Annotated in this window: 15 protein-coding genes and 1 tRNA gene; 9 read left to right on the forward strand and 7 right to left on the reverse strand. The window is 68.0% G+C overall.

Going from position 1 to position 15,804, the window contains the following annotated elements:
* Positions 1–116 precede the first annotated feature (116 nt).
* Positions 117–1,691 (forward strand): helicase HerA-like domain-containing protein, encoded by a 1,575-nt coding sequence (locus QE397_RS05190; protein WP_307092165.1) that lies wholly within the window; start codon positions 117–119, stop codon positions 1,689–1,691.
* Positions 1,692–1,695: 4 nt separating this feature from the next.
* Here the strand turns inward: QE397_RS05190 and cmrA are convergent, their stop codons facing one another.
* Together cmrA and QE397_RS05200 are read right to left on the reverse strand one after the other, a co-directional pair.
* Positions 1,696–2,502, reverse strand: coding sequence for a mycolate reductase (gene cmrA / locus QE397_RS05195; RefSeq protein ID WP_056446372.1), 807 nt, complete (start codon positions 2,500–2,502; stop codon positions 1,696–1,698).
* A 39-nt stretch (positions 2,503–2,541) separates the two neighbouring features.
* Positions 2,542–4,554, reverse strand: coding sequence for an NADPH-dependent 2,4-dienoyl-CoA reductase (locus QE397_RS05200; RefSeq protein WP_307092167.1), 2,013 nt, complete (start codon positions 4,552–4,554; stop codon positions 2,542–2,544).
* A 23-nt stretch (positions 4,555–4,577) separates the two neighbouring features.
* Between QE397_RS05200 and QE397_RS05205 the strand changes: the two genes are divergently transcribed.
* Both QE397_RS05205 and QE397_RS05210 read left to right on the forward strand, forming a co-directional pair.
* Positions 4,578–5,909: an MFS transporter gene (locus tag QE397_RS05205; protein WP_235578968.1), complete on the forward strand. Its 1,332-nt coding sequence runs from the start codon at positions 4,578–4,580 to the stop codon at positions 5,907–5,909.
* Positions 5,906–6,502, forward strand: coding sequence for a GyrI-like domain-containing protein (locus QE397_RS05210; RefSeq protein WP_307092169.1), 597 nt, complete (start codon positions 5,906–5,908; stop codon positions 6,500–6,502). The genes QE397_RS05205 and QE397_RS05210 overlap by 4 nt, the downstream gene beginning before the upstream one ends.
* Here the strand turns inward: QE397_RS05210 and QE397_RS05215 are convergent.
* Both QE397_RS05215 and QE397_RS05220 read right to left on the reverse strand, forming a co-directional pair.
* Entirely contained in the window at positions 6,499–7,308 is an 810-nt protein-coding gene (locus QE397_RS05215) for an alpha/beta fold hydrolase (RefSeq protein WP_307092170.1), read from the reverse strand. The genes QE397_RS05210 and QE397_RS05215 overlap by 4 nt on opposite strands.
* Positions 7,309–7,328: 20 nt before the next feature.
* Positions 7,329–8,006, reverse strand: coding sequence for a TetR family transcriptional regulator (locus QE397_RS05220; protein ID WP_307092172.1), 678 nt, complete (start codon positions 8,004–8,006; stop codon positions 7,329–7,331).
* A 202-nt stretch (positions 8,007–8,208) separates the two neighbouring features.
* Here QE397_RS05220 and QE397_RS05225 point away from each other — a divergent pair, with 202 nt between their 5' ends.
* The 4 genes from QE397_RS05225 (at position 8,209) to QE397_RS05240 (ending at position 12,223) form a co-directional block, all read left to right on the forward strand.
* Positions 8,209–9,330: a ferredoxin reductase gene (locus QE397_RS05225; RefSeq protein ID WP_222647481.1), complete on the forward strand. Its 1,122-nt coding sequence runs from the start codon at positions 8,209–8,211 to the stop codon at positions 9,328–9,330.
* 30 nt (positions 9,331–9,360) lie between these two features.
* Entirely contained in the window at positions 9,361–10,572 is a 1,212-nt protein-coding gene (locus QE397_RS05230; RefSeq protein ID WP_307092173.1) for an acyl-CoA desaturase, read from the forward strand.
* A gap of 11 nt (positions 10,573–10,583) precedes the next feature.
* Positions 10,584–10,832, forward strand: a complete 249-nt coding sequence (locus tag QE397_RS05235) for a hypothetical protein (protein WP_027505620.1) — start codon at positions 10,584–10,586, stop codon at positions 10,830–10,832.
* A gap of 212 nt (positions 10,833–11,044) precedes the next feature.
* Complete coding sequence (locus QE397_RS05240) at positions 11,045–12,223, forward strand: winged helix DNA-binding domain-containing protein (RefSeq protein ID WP_307092175.1); 1,179 nt, start codon at positions 11,045–11,047, stop codon at positions 12,221–12,223.
* Here QE397_RS05240 and QE397_RS05245 read toward each other — a convergent pair.
* A complete protein-coding gene (locus QE397_RS05245) occupies positions 12,212–12,988 on the reverse strand; it encodes a LuxR C-terminal-related transcriptional regulator (protein ID WP_027505622.1) in 777 nt (258 codons plus the stop codon). The genes QE397_RS05240 and QE397_RS05245 overlap by 12 nt on opposite strands.
* Positions 12,989–13,054: 66 nt before the next feature.
* Here QE397_RS05245 and QE397_RS05250 point away from each other — a divergent pair, with 66 nt between their 5' ends.
* The gene (locus tag QE397_RS05250; protein WP_307092178.1) at positions 13,055–14,620 is read left to right on the forward strand and encodes an AMP-binding protein; all 1,566 of its coding nucleotides are present in this window, start codon (positions 13,055–13,057) and stop codon (positions 14,618–14,620) included.
* On the opposite strand, the gene QE397_RS05255 is transcribed toward QE397_RS05250, so the two are convergent.
* Positions 14,584–15,003, reverse strand: a complete 420-nt coding sequence (locus QE397_RS05255; protein WP_222647485.1) for a DUF732 domain-containing protein — start codon at positions 15,001–15,003, stop codon at positions 14,584–14,586. The two genes, QE397_RS05250 and QE397_RS05255, sit on opposite strands and share 37 nt — an antisense overlap.
* Before the next feature lie 40 nt (positions 15,004–15,043).
* Between QE397_RS05255 and QE397_RS05260 the strand changes: the two genes are divergently transcribed.
* Positions 15,044–15,682, forward strand: coding sequence for a YoaK family protein (locus QE397_RS05260; protein ID WP_027505624.1), 639 nt, complete (start codon positions 15,044–15,046; stop codon positions 15,680–15,682).
* Between the two features lie 6 nt (positions 15,683–15,688).
* On the opposite strand, the gene QE397_RS05265 is transcribed toward QE397_RS05260, so the two are convergent.
* Positions 15,689–15,764: transfer RNA gene (locus QE397_RS05265), tRNA-Arg, on the reverse strand.
* Positions 15,765–15,804 lie beyond the last annotated feature (40 nt).

Below are 15,804 nucleotides of genomic sequence, written 5' to 3' on the forward strand. Positions count from 1 at the left end.
CTCGGTATCCGTCGTGTCCATCGGTACCGCTGCCACAGTAGACCCGCACGTGTCGGTACCGGCGATAGAGTTCAGCCCGTACCGCCGGCGACACGAGAACGGGAGCACGAGTGACGATGACGGAACCGACGGAGGGTGGCCGCGCGGCCGCGATCGCAGCGGGGTACGCCACGGAAGGTCCCGCCATCGAACTCGGCAGTGTGGTGCTGGATGGCGTCGCGGATCCGACCGCACGGGTCCGGTTACCGCTGAAGATGGTCAACCGTCACGGCCTCGTGGCCGGCGCCACGGGAACCGGCAAGACGAAGACCGTGCAGGTGATCGCCGAACAGCTCTCCGCGGCCGGTGTTCCGGTGGTGCTGGCCGACGTCAAGGGCGACCTCTCGGGACTGTCCGCTCCGGGCGCGGACTCGGACGGCCTGCGCGGCCGGGCCGGCGAGACCGGCGCGGACGGGTGGGCGCCCACGGAATTCCCGGTCGAGTTCCTCTCCCTCGGTACCGAGGGTGGCGCGGTGCCGGTACGCGCGACCATCACGGCGTTCGGACCCATCCTGCTCAGCAAGGTGTTGCAGCTCAACGCGACTCAGGAGTCGACCCTCGGACTGATCTTCCACTGGGCGGACACGCAGGGGCTCGCGCTGCTCGATCTGAAGGATCTGCGTGCCGTCATCACGCACCTCACGAGCGACGAGGGCAAGGCCGACCTGAAGGGCATCGGCGGCGTCTCGTCGTCCACCGCCGGTGTCATCCTGCGGGCACTGGTGAACCTGGAGGCCGACGGCGGCGACACGTTCTTCGGTGAGCCGGAGATGCGGACGGAGGACCTGATCCGCACCGCACCGGACGGACGCGGCATCGTCACCCTCTTCGAACTCGGCGCTCTCGCAGCGCGTCCCGTCATGTTCTCCACGTTCCTGATGTGGGTGCTGGCCGATCTCTTCCAGACCCTGCCGGAGGAGGGGGACCTCGACGCACCGAAGCTGGTGTTCGTGTTCGACGAGGCACATCTGCTCTTCGCCGACGCGTCGAAGGCGTTCCTCCAGCAGGTCGAGCAGACCGTGAAACTGATCCGCTCCAAGGGTGTCGGCATCTTCTTCTGCACGCAGCTGCCGTCGGACGTTCCCGGGCCGGTGCTCTCCCAACTCGGCGCGCGGGTGCAGCACGCGCTGCGCGCCTTCACCCCGGACGACCAGAAGGCGCTGACCAAGACGGTACGGACGTATCCCAAGAGTGCGGACTACGACCTGGAGGAGGCACTCACCACCCTCGGGACCGGCGAGGCGATCGTCACGGTGCTGTCCGAGCGGGGCGCGCCGACTCCCGTGGCCTGGACCAGGATTCGTCCGCCGCAGTCGCTGATGGACACCATCGGAACGGACGCGATCACGGCCGCCGCGACCGCCAGTCCGTTGTACGCGACGTACGGCACCACCGTCGACGGCGAGTCCGCGTACGAGTTGCTGAACGCACGGATGGCCCCCGAACCGACGCCGCAGCAGCCGGAGTTCCCGCCGCTGCCGCAGACCTACGACCTGCCGCCGCTGCCCGCGCCGGAGCCGGAAGGGCCGTCGGCCGCAGAACGCATCATGGCCAACCCCGCCGTGAAGAGCTTCCTGCGGTCGGCAGCCAGTGCGGCCGGTCGCGAGATCTCACGGAGCATCTTCGGGACCGGACGCCGCCGTCGGAGGTAGAAGGTCAGGAACCGCCGAGCTTCTTGTAGAAGCTGCCGATGATCGGAGCGCTGATCGAGCGCGGACTGTACTGGCCCGCAACGGACATGCCCTTGCTGAGGATTCCGGGAACGATGCGCATCTTGTTCTTCTCGAGCCCGTCGAGAGACAGCCGTGCCGTGTACGCGCTGTCGATCCACAGGAAGTCCGGCACCAGCTTGTCGACGATGGAGGCGTCCGCGGGATCGGGCGTCTCGGTGCGGACCGGGCCGGGTGCGAGGAGCGTGCAGTGCACGCCGGTGCCGGCGAGCTCCGATCGCAACGACTCGGAGAACGTGTTCACGAACGCCTTGGTGGCGGCGTAGGTCGCATTGTTGGGGATGGCCATGTTGCCCGCGGCCGAGCCGGTGACGAGGATGCCGCCGGCGCCGCGCTCGATCATGCCGGGCAGGACCGCCAGCGTGAGATCGTGCACCGCAACAGCATTGAGCTGCACCTGGGCGCGCTCGTAGGCGGGATCCAGCGCCGACACCGGACCGAAGGTGGCAATGCCGGCGTTGTTGCAGAGCACCGAGATGTCGCGGCCGGCCAGTTCGTCCGCCAGGGTCTGGCGTTGAACGGGATCGGACAGATCGTTCACGCGGACCTCGACGGTGACGCCGTGCTCGGCGGTCAGCTTCGCCGCCAGCGCCTCGAGCAACTCGCCTCGACGGGCGACGACGATCAGCGAATGACCACGGGCGGCGAGTTCGGTGGCGAGTGCTTCTCCGATGCCGGACGACGCTCCGGTGACGACGGCACGGGACTCTGCGGTGGGTGCGGGGAGGCTCACGGTCACCGAGGCTAGCGTGACGCTGCGGAGCACGCGACGTCAGAGGGCGGCCGCGAGGCGGGTCCCTTGTTCGATCGCCCGCTTCGCGTCCACCTCCGCCGCCACGTCGGCGCCGCCGATGACGTCGACTACTGTTCCCGCAGCTGTGAGATCGTCCAGAAGATCGCGCACCGACTCCTGACCGGCGCACACGACGATCGTGTCGACCTCCAGTGCGCGTGTCCGTCCGTCGACGGTGATGTGAAGTCCGTCGTCGTCGATCCGGTCGTACCGCACCCCCGACAACTGCGTCACGTTCCTGCTTCGCAGGGCAGCGCGATGCACCCAGCCGCTGGTCTTGCCGAGTCGCGTCCCGATCCGTCCCGCCGTCCGCTGCAGCAGGTACACCTCGCGAGCCGCGGGGGGAGCGACGGCGGTGGCCACGGCACCCGCGGCCGCCGGATCGTCGGTGACTCCCCATTCCCGACGCCACTCCGCGGTGTCCAGAGTCGAGGAGTGTTCCGTGGTGAGGAACTCGCAGACGTCGACACCGATGCCGCCGGCCCCGATGACGGCCACGCGCCTGCCGACGTCGCGGTGGCCGAGCACCGCCTCGGCGTACGTGACGACGCTGGGGTGATCGATGCCGGGAATGGACGGGATGCGCGGCACCACACCCGTGGCCAGGACGACGCGATCGAAGTGCACGAGGTCCGCGGCGCCGGCCGTCGTGCCGAGCCGAACGTCGACCGTCGCTGCGGCGAGTGCGTGGGTGAAGTAGCGGACCGTCTCGGCGAACTCCTCCTTGCCGGGGATGCGCTGCGCGATCGCGAACTGGCCGCCGATCTCGTCGCGCGCCTCGAAGAGGGTGACGCGATGACCACGCTGCCCCAGTGCGACCGCGGTGGCGAGTCCCGCCGGGCCGGCGCCGACGACGGCGACCGTTCTCGCGGAGCGAGTCGGGGACAGCACGAGTTCGGTCTCCCGCCCGGCCCGCGGATTGAGCAGGCAGGACGCATTGCGGTGGACGAAGACGTGGTCGAGACAGGCCTGGTTGCAGGCGATGCACGTGTTGATCTCGTCCCGTCGGCCGTTCCTCGCCTTGAGCAGCCAGTCGGGATCCGCCAGCATCGGGCGGGCCAGCGACACCAGGTGCGCGCTGCCGTCGGCGAGCAGGCGTTCGGCGACCTCCGGCATGTTGATCCGGTTCGCCGCCGCCACCGGCACCGTCACCACCTCGGTGAGGCGGCGGGTGAAGTCGATGAACGCGGCCCTCGGTACGGACGTCACGATGGTGGGCACGCGCGACTCGTGCCAGCCGAAGTCGGAGTCGAACAGATCGATCCCGGCTCCTTCGAGTTCGATGGCGAGTGCCACGATCTCGTCCCACGTCTGACCGTTCTCGACCAGATCGGCCAGCGAGATCCGGAACGAGAGCAGGAAGTCCGGTCCGACCGCTGCTCTGATGCGACGCACGATCTCCACCGGAAGGCGGCGCCGGTTCTCGGCGGACCCGCCCCACCGATCGGTGCGACGGTTCGTCCTCGGTGCGAGGAACTGGTTGAGGAAGTAGCCCTCGCCGCCCATGATCTCGACGCCGTCGTAGCCTGCGCGCTGCGCCAGGCGCGCGCACCGGACGTAGTGGCTGATCTGCCGTTCCACGCCCCGATCGGTGAGGCCGCGGGCGCGGAACGGGGTGATCGGCGACTTCCCACCCGACGCACTCACGGAGAGCGGATGGTAGGAGTAGCGGCCCGCGTGCAGGATCTGCAGCACGATCCGACCACCCTCGCGGTGCACGGCATCGGTCACGCGTCGGTGGCGACGGGCCTCGAGACGGTTGGTCAACTTGGCCGCGAACGGAAGCAGCCAGCCGGTGCGATTGGGGGAGTAGCCCCCGGTGACGACGAGTCCCACACCACCTCGGGCGCGCTCGGCGAAGTACGCGGCGAGCTTCTCTACGTCCTTCGCCCGATCCTCGAGTCCAGTGTGGATCGAGCCCATCATCACCCGGTTGGGCAACGTCGTACGACCGACTGTGATCGGCGACAGCAGAACAGGGAAGTCGGTCATCTCGGCACCCTATGCTGCGAGACATGGTGGTCGTGGGCGCGCCCGGTGTCGTGACGAAGAAGCAGGTGCTGGCGTGGGGTTTCTGGGACTGGGGCGGTGCCGCCTTCCAGGCCGTGATCCTCACGTTCGTGTTCTCGGTGTACCTGACCGACTCGGTGGGTGCCGATCTGCCCGGCGGAGTGTCCGCCACGTCGTGGTTGGGGTGGTCGCTCGGCATCGCCGGAGTTCTGGTCGCGGTCCTGGCTCCCGTCTCCGGTCAGCGCAGCGATGCCAGAGGTCGCCGCAAACGGCTCCTCTTCGTACTGTCGACCGCGACCGTCGTGTGCATGGCGGCACTGTTCTTCGTGAAGGACGACTACCACTACCTGTGGCTGGGCCTGATCCTGCTGTCCGTCGCCTCGGTGCTCTTCGAGGTGGCGCAGGTGCCCTACACCGCGATGCTGCGTCAGGTCTCGACGCCCGACAATCTGGGTCGGGTGTCCGGATTCGGCTGGGCGATGGGCTATTTCGGCGGCATCGTCCTGCTGCTTATGTGCTACTTCGGGTTCATCGCCGGCGACGGCGACGAGCGGGGTCTGCTGGGCATCACCACCGAGGACGGCCTCAACATCCGGCTCGTGGCGCTGCTCGCGGCGGTGTGGTTCCTCGTGTTCTCGCTTCCCGTGCTCTTCGCGGTTCCCGAACTCCCCGTCACCGACCCCGAGGCGGCGGCCGCGCGAGCCGGCTACCTCGAGTCGTACCGCGTGCTGTGGCGCGACGTGTCCGAGCTGTGGCGCACCGACCGCCGCACCGTGTGGTTCCTCGTCGCGAGCGCTCTGTTCCGTGACGGTCTGGCCGGGGTCTTCACCTTCGGAGCGGTGTTGGCCGTCACCGTGTACGGCATCTCCAGTGCCGACGTGCTGCTCTTCGGGGTCGCCGCCAACGTCGTCGCCGCACTCGGCGCCGTCGTCGCGGGGCGTGTCGACGACGTGCTGGGGCCCAAGCTCGTCATCGTCGTCTCGCTCGTGTCGATGATCGTCGCCGGGCTGGTCCTGCTCGCCGTCTCGGGTCCCCTGATGTTCTGGATCTTCGGACTGATCCTGTGCCTGTTCGTCGGACCCGCACAGTCGGCGTCGCGCACCTTCCTGACCCGCATAGTCCCGCCCGGCCGGGAAGGCCAGATGTTCGGCCTCTACGCCACGACGGGACGCGCGGTCTCGTTCCTCGCTCCGAGCCTCTTCGGACTCTTCGTCTTCCTCTTCGACGCGGATCGGGCCGGCATCATCGGCATCGTGCTGGTGCTGGCGGCCGGGCTACTGGCCCTGCTCCGCGTCGCGGCACCCGAGGGTGATCGGGGGAGGGACGCGGCGGCGTGAAGGTCGACCACAAGAAGGAGATCGCGACGTACAGCGCTCGACTCGGGGTGTTCGACGTGGTCGAGGTGCCGCCCCTGCAGTACCTCACGATCGACGGGGACGGTGATCCGAACACGACCGCCTGGACCGACGCGGTGTCGTCTCTGTATCCGCTCGCGTACGGCCTGAAGTTCCTCGGCAAGCGCGAACTCGGCAGAGACCACGTGGTGATGCCGCTCGAAGCGCTGTGGTGGGCGGACGACTGGGCGTCGTTCACCCGCGAGCGGGACCCGTCGCGATGGCGATGGACCGCGATGATCATGACCCCCGACTGGATCACGGCCGAGCATCTGGAGACCGTCCGCGAACAGAAGGCGGGCCCGCGGACAGGCGACGTGCGCCTGATACGTCTCGACGAGGGGCTGTGCGTGCAGACGCTGCACGTCGGGTCCTACGACGACGAGGCGCCGGTGCTCGCGCACATGCACGACGTCGTCGTCCCGGCGCACTCGCTCCGGATGACGGGACGTCATCACGAGATCTATCTCGGCGACCCACGGCGTGTGGTGGCCGACAAGCTGAGAACGATTCTGCGACAACCGGTCACGCGCTAACGCGCGAGGATCTCGTCCGCCAGTCGGTCCGGATCGTCCTCGGGCACCCAGTGGCTGACACTCAACTCGACGAACTCGTAGGGGCCGGTGACGTGCTGGGCGCAACGCTCGGCGGCGGCGCGGCCGACCGCCGTGTCCTGGTTACCCCACACGTAGGTGGTCGGCACCTCGACGGACGGGAGATCCGCGAAGTCGCGCGTCATGGCGCGGTACCACTCCAGCGCGGCGGTGAGCGTCTCACGCCGGCCGACCACCGGAAGATGCTGCGAGACGATCGTCGGATCGGCGGCACCGGAGAACATGGCGATCAACCGGCGGGCGTCGTCCTCGAGCAGCAGATCCTCCGCCCTGCCGGGCTGACGGAAGAGCGTCATGTACTCGCTGCGCTTCTTCTGGTCCTCGTCTTCGCGGATCGCCCACCCGAAGGCGGCCGGGTGCGGGACGGACACTGCGGTGAGGGTGCGCACGCGATCCGGATGCAGCGCCGCGACGTACCAGGCGACGATCGACCCCCAGTCGTGCCCCACGAGATCGACTGCCGCGAAGCCCAGTTCGTCGAGCATTCCGATGACGTCGGCGACCAGCAGGTCGATGCGGTAAGCGTCGGTACCGGTCGGACGGGCACCGGGGGAGTACCCGCGCTGGTTCGGCACGACGACGTCGCGGCCCGCGTCCGCCATGCGGATCGCCACGTCGCGCCAACTCGCGGACGTCTCGGGAAAACCGTGCAGGAGAAGGGCCGGGCGGTCGCCGGGGGTTCCGTAGCGGTCCGCGTCGAAGGTCAGGTCACCGACTGAGATCTGCATGGGGAAAGGCTATCGGGTCCTCACGCTCCGAGGGCGGCTGCCGACGTCCGTGCGCCGCGGACGTTCCGAGGCTGCCACTGGCCCATTCCCAGCATGATCACGCGCAGCTGGGACAGCGCGCGTTCGACGATGTCGCGTTCGGCCGCGCCGGCGGGCGTCACCTCGACCAGGTCCACCACTGTCGCCAGCATCGTGTTGACGATGAGGTCGGCGACCATCTCGAGATCATCGCCGGGCCACGACGACAGGGCGGGGATCCGGGACAGGTCCTGGGTGAGCTCGTGCACGATCATTCGCAGCTCGGTCTCGATCGCGCGCCGGACCTTCACCACCCCGCCGGACCGCTCGCGGATCAGGAAGCGGAACTGGACGTCGTGTTCGCGGATCTCGCCCACCAGCAGTTCGAGCGACTCGCGCGCGTTGTCCGCGGACGGGTGGCGACGGACGTCGCGCAGGATCTTGCGAAGGACGCGCATGCTGTCCTCGACGACCGCGACTCCGAGGTCCTCCATCGACGCGAAGTGGCGGTAGAACGCCGTCGGCACGATTCCTGCCGCGCGCGTGACCTCCCGCAGGCTCACGCTGGAGAAACTGCGGTCCGCGATGGCGTCCAGCGTTCCGTCCACGAGTGCCCGCCGGGTGCGTTCCTTGCGTTCGGCCCTGCTGGCCGTCGTGGAACCTACGGAATTCTCGGACATTCCTCGACATTAACCGACATCGGTGTATGGGTGTGCACTTCCGCCGCGCGAGAGCCTGGCGGGTCACTGCTGCTCACGGTACGTGTCCGTCGTCACATTGGCCTTGAAAGTTGCCGGTACGGGCTGTCACACTCGATTCCAGTGAACGAGTGTGCACTGGAGAAGTGATCCGGTCACCGGCCCGTCATTCGAGGAGGACGCCTTGAGCATCGCCACCACCCCCACATCGCGCGGCCGTCGCAGTTCGCTGCTGTCCAGGTTGCGGCCCCGGTTGCTCGAGACGCTGACGACGCCGCACGCGGTCGATCGGTACCTCGAACTCGTCGACCCCATGATGACTGTCGACGACATGCGCGCCGAGGTGGTGGCCGTCCGTCACCAGACTGCCGACACCGTCACGCTGACGCTGCGCCCCACGTGGCAGTGGAAGGGGTTCTCCGCCGGCCACTTCGTGCAGATCGGTGTCGTGGTCGACGGCGTCCGGCACACGCGTTGCTACTCCCCGGCAGGTACCGCCGGAACCGACGACGACACGATCGAGCTCACCGTCAAGGCTCAGCCCGACGGCATCGTGTCCAATTACCTGGTCGCCTCGGCGAAGCCTGGTCTCGTGGTCAATCTCGCGCCGGCCACGGGCACCTTCGAGCTCCCGAGCCCGCGGCCGGACCACGTTCTGCTGATCAGTGGTGGAAGCGGCATCACCCCGGTGATGTCGATGCTGCGCACGCTGGTGCACGAGGGGTACACCGGACGCGTGGCGTTCCTGCACTACGCCTACACGGAGAACGACGTCTGCTACCGCGCCGAACTCGACCGCATCGCGGCCGAGAACGACAACGTGGACGTTCTGTACGCGTACACCGATCAGCAGAACGGTGGTCATCTGCACGGATTCTTCGACACCGAGCATCTGAACGTCGCAGCACCCTGGCACGCCTCGGCGCAGACGTTCCTGTGCGGGCCGCCCGGGTTGATGAAGGGTGTCAGGTCGGTGTTCGACGAACTCGGACTCTCCGAGTCGTTGTTCTCGGAGGAGTTCGTCACCGCAGTTCCGGTCGTCGACGGGGATGCCTCGGGAACCGTGTCGTTCTCGGGTTCGTCCGTCGAGGCGGAGAACGACGGCGCCACCCTCCTGGAGCAGGCCGAGAATGCCGGGCTGACACCGGAATTCGGCTGCAGGATGGGAATCTGCTTCACCTGCACGGCAATCAAGAAGTCGGGATGCACCCGCAACGTCAAGACCGGTGAGCTCGACTCCGATCCGGACAACGAAATCCAGCTCTGCATCTCCGTCCCCGTGGGCGACGTCGACATCGACGTCTGACCCATCCACATACTCGAAGAGGAGGTCACCATGTTCGGACTCTCACTGTCCTTTCTCCCGTTCATCGGTTCCAGCTCGGCGCCCGACACCACGACGTCCGGCGTCGACGTGCTGGACGAGCCGGGCACCGACGGACCCGTCGTCCTGAGCTACGAAGCAGTGGAGGAACTCGGGCGCAAGCTCGACGACCTGCGCGCCCGCACCGTCGCGGACCTGGGTCAGGAGGACCGCGACTACATCTTCAAGATCATCAAGGCGCAGCGCGGACTCGAGGTCGCCGGTCGCGGACTGATGTACTTCGGCTTCTTCCCGCCGGCCTGGATCGCCGCCGTCAGCGCCCTGAGCCTGTCGAAGATCCTCGACAACATGGAGATCGGTCACAACGTCATGCACGGCCAGTACGACTGGATGCGTGAGCCGGGCCTGAACTCCAAGGTCTTCGAGTGGGACAACACCTGCCCCGGTGACCAGTGGCGCCACTCGCACAACTACATGCACCACACGTACACCAACATCCTCGACATGGACCGCGACATCGGTTACGGCATCCTGCGGATGGACAGCGCGCAGAAGTGGAACCCGTACTACCTGGGCAACCCGATCTACGCGTTCCTGCTCATGACCTTCTTCGAGTGGGGCGTCATGATGCACGACCTGGAGGCCGAGAACGTCATCCAGGGCAAGCGCAAGTGGCACGACGTCAAGCCCCTGCTCGAGGGCTGGTGGAAGAAGGCCGGACGACAGGTCCTCAAGGACTACATCGTCTTCCCCGCGCTGACCGGGCCGATGTTCGTCCCGACGCTGGTGGGCAACTTCACCGCCAACATCGTCCGCAACGTGTGGGCCTACTCGATCATCTTCTGCGGCCACTTCCCGACGGGCGTGCAGACGTTCACCGTCGAGGAGACCGCGCAGGAGACCCGCGGCCAGTGGTACGTGCGTCAGATGCTCGGCTCCGCGAACATCGAGGGTGGCGACCTGTTCCACATCATGTCCGGCAACCTCTCGCACCAGATCGAGCACCACCTCTTCCCCGACCTGCCTGCGCACCGCTACCCGCAGATCGCGCCCGAGGTCAAGGCTCTCTGTGAGGAGTACGGCCTTCCGTACAACACTGGTGGCTTCTTCCATCAGATCGGTACTGTGTGGGGCAAGATCTTCCGACTCGCCCTTCCCGACCGGTTCACCGGTGTGGACAAGGTGACCGGTGTGATCATCGAGCGCGAAAAAGCTGCAGCCTGAGAGGTAGTGCCATGGTCGGCAAGTTCGAACGCAACAAGGACACCGTGCAGGAACTGACCGAGTCCGCGGCGACCCACGTCGGACGCATCGCGGTCATCATCGCCACGGCAGTCCGCGACGTCACCCGCGAGATCGGTGACCTCGTCACCGACGGCATCGAGATGAGGGAAGCGTCGCGCCGGGCACAGTCCGACACGCGCACCTTCGAGGTGATCGAGGGGGACTTCGAGGAATCGTCCAGGCGGTCGAACGGTCGCTGACCCGGAGCCTGACAAACGGCGCCGCACCCATGACGGGTGCGGCGCCGTTGTCGTGTGGGGGTGCCGGCTCGGTCGTTGCCGTTGGGCTGGGTTTCGCGCACCGCGGTTCGTCCCGTGCACTCCCCATCGGGGGAGCACCACGCGAACTGCGCCGCGGGGTATGTGCGCCCGGCATGGGTGCGCACGGCGGCGGGGTCGGTCACACTGTCCCGATGAAGGTGACGGACAAGGAGCGGCGCAAGATCCTGGTGCACCGGCATGCCGTGGGTCTGGGGTCGTCGCTGACGCCCGAGGACGTGGTCCAGCGCATCGTCGCGCTCCACGCCACGGATGCGGCGAGCGTGTCGTTGCAGGTTCTGGCGCGATCGACCACCGCGACCCTGGACGACGTGCGCGACGCTCTGTACACCCGCCGCTCGCTGGTGCGGGTCATGGCGATGCGCCGCACCCTTTTCGTCATCGACAAGCAGTTCATGCCCGTCGTGCAGTCCGGTTCGAGCGCCGGGGTGGCCAGAACCCTGAGAACGCGTCTGGCGAAGCAACTCTCGACCCTGCCCACCGACCCGGTGATCGATGATGTGCCGGCGTTCCTCGACCATCTCGAGTCGGGTGTCGATGCGGCACTGGCTGCGTCGGGCACCGCGACGGGAGCCGAGTTGTCCACCGCCGTACCGGAACTGCGCACCGCGTTCCTCCCGACCACGGACAAGAAGTACGACGTCCGTCGCTACGTGACGTCGTCGCTGCTGACGTTGCTGTCGGCGGAGGGGCGCATCGTGCGCGTGGAACCGCGGGGGAACTGGACCTCGCGCCACCACACGTGGGCACCGGTGAGCGCGTGGTGGCCCGACGGTGTGCCGCCGATCGAGGAGGCGGATGCGCGAGTTCGCCTGGCGCGCACCTGGCTGGAGGCGTTCGGTCCGGCGACTCCCGAGGACCTCCAGTGGTGGACCGGATGGAACAAGGGTCACACCGTCAAAGCCCTCGCCGCTCTCGACGTCGAGGAGGTCGAGCTGTCGTCGGGTGGGGGAATCATGCTGCGCAGCGGCGACATCAGCGGTGCCGACGGGGGTGTGGCGCTGCTGCCCGCGCTGGATCCGACGCCGATGGGGTGGAAGGATCGGCGATGGTTCCTGCCGGACGACTACCGACCGGATCTGTTCGACACGTTCGGAAACGTCGGCCCCACGGTGTGGTCGAACGGCCAGGTGGTCGGCGGTTGGGCCGTACGCGGCGCCGGTGAGGTGGTGTTCCGGTTGTTCGAGAAGGCCGACGAGGAGCAGGTCGCGGCGGAAGCTGCACGTCTCGAGGCCCATCTCGACGGCGCGTCCATCACCCCAACGTTTCCGACTCCGCTCGAGAAGGCTCTGCGGACAGGATCAGGGAACTAGGCCTGCACGCCGGGCGGCGTGCGCGGCTTCGTGTCTGGTCGACGCGTCGAGCTTGGCCATGATCGACTTCATGTAGCTCTTGACTGTGGACACGGTGAGGCCGAGCTCCTCGGCGATGGCGATGTTCGACCGGCCCAGTGCCACCAGCGACAACACGTCCCGTTCGCGGGCCGTCACGTGCGGAGCGGACGGTATCGGTGCGGCGGGTTCCAGGAAGGCGCGCATCGAGTCGAGCACGGACGTGAGCTCGGGTGCGTCCGACCGCGCCGCGACCGCCCGCAGCCGCGTGTACGTCTGACGGACGTCCTCGCGCAGCCGGTCGGCATCGCGCCGCGCCTCGTCGACGGCGAGGTCCTGGCCCAGAACCCCCGCTTCGAGGGTCAGCACGTCGAGCACGCGATCCCCGATGTGGCCGGCCGTGTGCATCGCGCCGTAGAGCACGCCGACGGCTGTCCGCCCGACGACGACGGGGGCGGCGATCATGGCGCGCAGGCCCTCGGCGGAGATGATGGCGTCGTATCGGTGGCTGATCTTCGGAGTCCGCATGTAGTCGTCGAGCGCGACGGTGCGATTGACCTGCAACACCTTGCCGCCGAGACCGTGACCTGCCTCGAGTTCGACACCGTCGAGCGCCCCGACGGACTGCCCGGCGAAATGGCGCAGCGTCAATCGCCGTCCCGCGGTCATGACTCCGCCGAAAGCGAGCGTGACGCCCGAACCGGCGCGCAACCGGTCCACGGCGGCGTCGAAATGTGTGTCGATCATGGTCTCCGTCTTCCTACCCTCTTCGGAGGGTATCGGGCCGCGAGTGTTCCGCGCCACACTCTCACCATGACGACCTTGACCGACGATGTCGCACGCCTGCTGGCGACCTACGGATCCGCCGACGCCGACCTCGCCGCCCTGCTGTGCGACGACCACGACCCGGCGGCGATCGCGTTCACCTTCATCGAAGGCGATCTCACGGCGCGCGACCTCACCTACGGCGAGCTGCATGAGCTGTCGGCGCGATTCGCGACGGGCCTCGCCGAGATGGGCGTCGGCCGGGGTGACCGCGTGGGAGTGTTGATGAGCAAGCGGCTCGAACTGGTCGTCGCCCTGCTCGGGCTCTGGCGACTCGGCGCGGTGCACGTCCCGCTGTTCACCGCCTTCGCTACTCCGGCGATCGCGATGCGCGTCGAGGCCGCGCAGGCGCGCGTCGTCATCACCGAGACCGACCAGCGCGAGAAGCTCGACTCGATCGAGGGCATCACGGTGATCGAGACGGGGGAGGGCTTCGACGCTCTGGTTCGTGAGCACGAGCCGATGGCGGCCTCGGTGGCCGTGGGCGGCGACGGTGTGATGATCCAGCTCTTCACCAGCGGCACGACGGGAAAGCCGAAGGGCGTGCCGGTGCCTGTGTCGGCGCTGGCGTCGTTCGTCGCCTACATGACCTACGGCCTCGACGTGTCCGAGGACGACGTCTTCTGGAACGCCGCCGACCCCGGCTGGGCCTACGGGCTCTACTACGCCATTCTCGGCCCGATGGCGATGGGCCGTCGCAGTCTGATGCTGCATGCCGGCTTCACCCCCGCGCTCACGGTCGCGGTGATGCAGAAGTTCGAGGTCACCAACTTCGCGGCGGCACCGACGGTGTACCGGAGCCTGAGCAAGGACCCGTCGGTCGGTGGCATCACGTTGCGACGGGCGTCGTCGGCGGGGGAGCCGCTGACGCCGGACGTTCTGGTGTGGTCGGAGACGGCGCTCGGCGTGCCGGTGCGGGATCACTATGGCCAGACCGAGCACGGAATGGTCATCGTCAACGCCTGGCACGACGCGGTGCGTGAGCCGCTGATCCCTGGTTCGATGGGAAAGCCGTTGCCGGGCTTCACCGCCGGAGTCGTCGAGGATCAGATCGGCTTCGAGGTGGCGGGCAGCCCGCTGATGTGGTTCACCGGGTACGTCGACGCTCCCGACAAGACAGCCGAACGGTTCACGGAGGACGGGTCCTGGTACCTGACGGGCGATGCCGGACGCATCGAGAACGGCTCCTACTTCTTCTCCGCGCGTAACGACGACGTCATCATCATGGCCGGCTACCGGATCGGGCCCTTCGACGTCGAAAGCGTTCTCGTGGAACACCCGTCGGTCATGGACGTGGCGGTGGTGGGCCAACCCGACGACATCCGCGGAGAGGTGATCGAGGCGTACGTCGTTCTGGCGGAGGGCGTCTCGGGTACCGCCGAGTTGGAGTCCGAGCTGCAGCAGCTGGTGAAGTCCAACTTCGCCGCGCACGCCTACCCGCGCACGGTGCACTTCGTCGACGCACTGCCCAAGACGCCCAGCGGCAAGGTGCAGCGCTTCCTGCTGCGCCGGAGCCGTCAGCCGGGCAGCAGCGCTCGGAACTCGGGGCAGTAGGCGCCGATCGCGGTACCGACGATGGCGCCCGCGGCGCTCTCGTCCCATTTGCCGCGGCTGCCCGTCGTGACGGCGTCCACCTCGGCGATCACCGGCTGCCCCTGCTGCAGTTCGGCGCAGATGCCGCGTCCGAGAATCTTCATCGTCTCCGGGTCGGTGTACTCGATGGCGCCACTGTCCAACCCTGCGATGAAGAGGTCGTCCGCGGCGACGGCGTCGGGCCCCGTCGGCACGGAGGGACCGGCCACCGACGGCGTGCTGGGCGCCTCGGACGTCGAGGTCGCCGGAGCCGGGTCGTCGGCCGGGGGTGTCGCCGGGTCACCGCCGCACCCCGCCACGCTCAGAGTCGCGAGGAGGAGAAGGGTAGCGGTGCGGCGGGTCACCGGTGCGACGTTACCGCTCTCGTGGTGATCCAATGACCGCGTGAAGCGCACCCACGACCGCCGCCGCGATGCCCACGTGGCGCTGGGTCTCGCCGCTGTGGCGGGCTTCGTCGACGCCGTCGGCTTCCTCGCTCTCGGCGGCTTCTTCGTCTCCTTCATGACGGGCAACACCACTCGGGCGGCCGTCGAACTCACTGCGGGACATCTCGGTGCGGCGTCCGTCGGGCTCGTGGTGATCGTGTCGTTCGTGGGCGGGGTCGTCACCGGGTCGCTCGTCGGCGACCTCGCCGGCCGGCGTCGTAAGACCGTCGTCCTCCTGCTCGTCGCGGTACTGCTGGCGGCGGCCGGCGTCGTGCACCTCGGCGGCGGCGCGACCCTGGTGTCCGCTCTGATCGTGGCGGCAGCGATGGGCGCCGAGAACGCGGTGTTCGAGCGGGACGGCGGCATCAGCCTCACGTACATGACCGGGACGCTCGTGACCATGGCACGCACGATCGCCGCTCGGATCCAGGGGCGCAGCTCGGAATCCTGGGTCCGCCCGCTGTTGATGTGGGCGGCGCTCGCGGGCGGAGCGATTCTCGGCGCCGCGGCCTTCGCGATCGTCGGACTCGGCGCACCCGTGGTGGCGCTGATCGCGGTGCTCGTGGCTGCCGTCGTCGTCTTCTCGATGGGCGAATGAGCGCCGTGGTGCCCCCGGCAGGATTCGAACCTGCGACCAAGGGATTAGAAGGCCCTTGCTCTATCCCCTGAGCTACGGAGGCGTGCAACGGTGTCCGATGCGCCGTCGAGTGTAGCGAGGCG

The sequence above is a fragment of the Rhodococcus sp. SORGH_AS_0301 genome, assembly GCF_030818285.1.
GTDB lineage: Bacteria > Actinomycetota > Actinomycetes > Mycobacteriales > Mycobacteriaceae > Rhodococcoides.

Coding starts and splice junctions, on each gene's coding strand:
- QE397_RS05190 (WP_307092165.1), top strand. CDS start 117: ATGACGGAACCGACGGAGGGTGGCCGCGCGGCCGCGATCGCAGCGGGG.
- QE397_RS05200 (WP_307092167.1), bottom strand. CDS start 4,554: ATGACCGACTTCCCTGTTCTGCTGTCGCCGATCACAGTCGGTCGTACG.
- QE397_RS05205 (WP_235578968.1), top strand. CDS start 4,578: ATGGTGGTCGTGGGCGCGCCCGGTGTCGTGACGAAGAAGCAGGTGCTG.
- QE397_RS05215 (WP_307092170.1), bottom strand. CDS start 7,308: ATGCAGATCTCAGTCGGTGACCTGACCTTCGACGCGGACCGCTACGGA.
- QE397_RS05220 (WP_307092172.1), bottom strand. CDS start 8,006: ATGTCCGAGAATTCCGTAGGTTCCACGACGGCCAGCAGGGCCGAACGC.
- QE397_RS05230 (WP_307092173.1), top strand. CDS start 9,361: ATGTTCGGACTCTCACTGTCCTTTCTCCCGTTCATCGGTTCCAGCTCG.
- QE397_RS05235 (WP_027505620.1), top strand. CDS start 10,584: ATGGTCGGCAAGTTCGAACGCAACAAGGACACCGTGCAGGAACTGACC.
- QE397_RS05240 (WP_307092175.1), top strand. CDS start 11,045: ATGAAGGTGACGGACAAGGAGCGGCGCAAGATCCTGGTGCACCGGCAT.
- QE397_RS05245 (WP_027505622.1), bottom strand. CDS start 12,988: ATGATCGACACACATTTCGACGCCGCCGTGGACCGGTTGCGCGCCGGT.
- QE397_RS05250 (WP_307092178.1), top strand. CDS start 13,055: ATGACGACCTTGACCGACGATGTCGCACGCCTGCTGGCGACCTACGGA.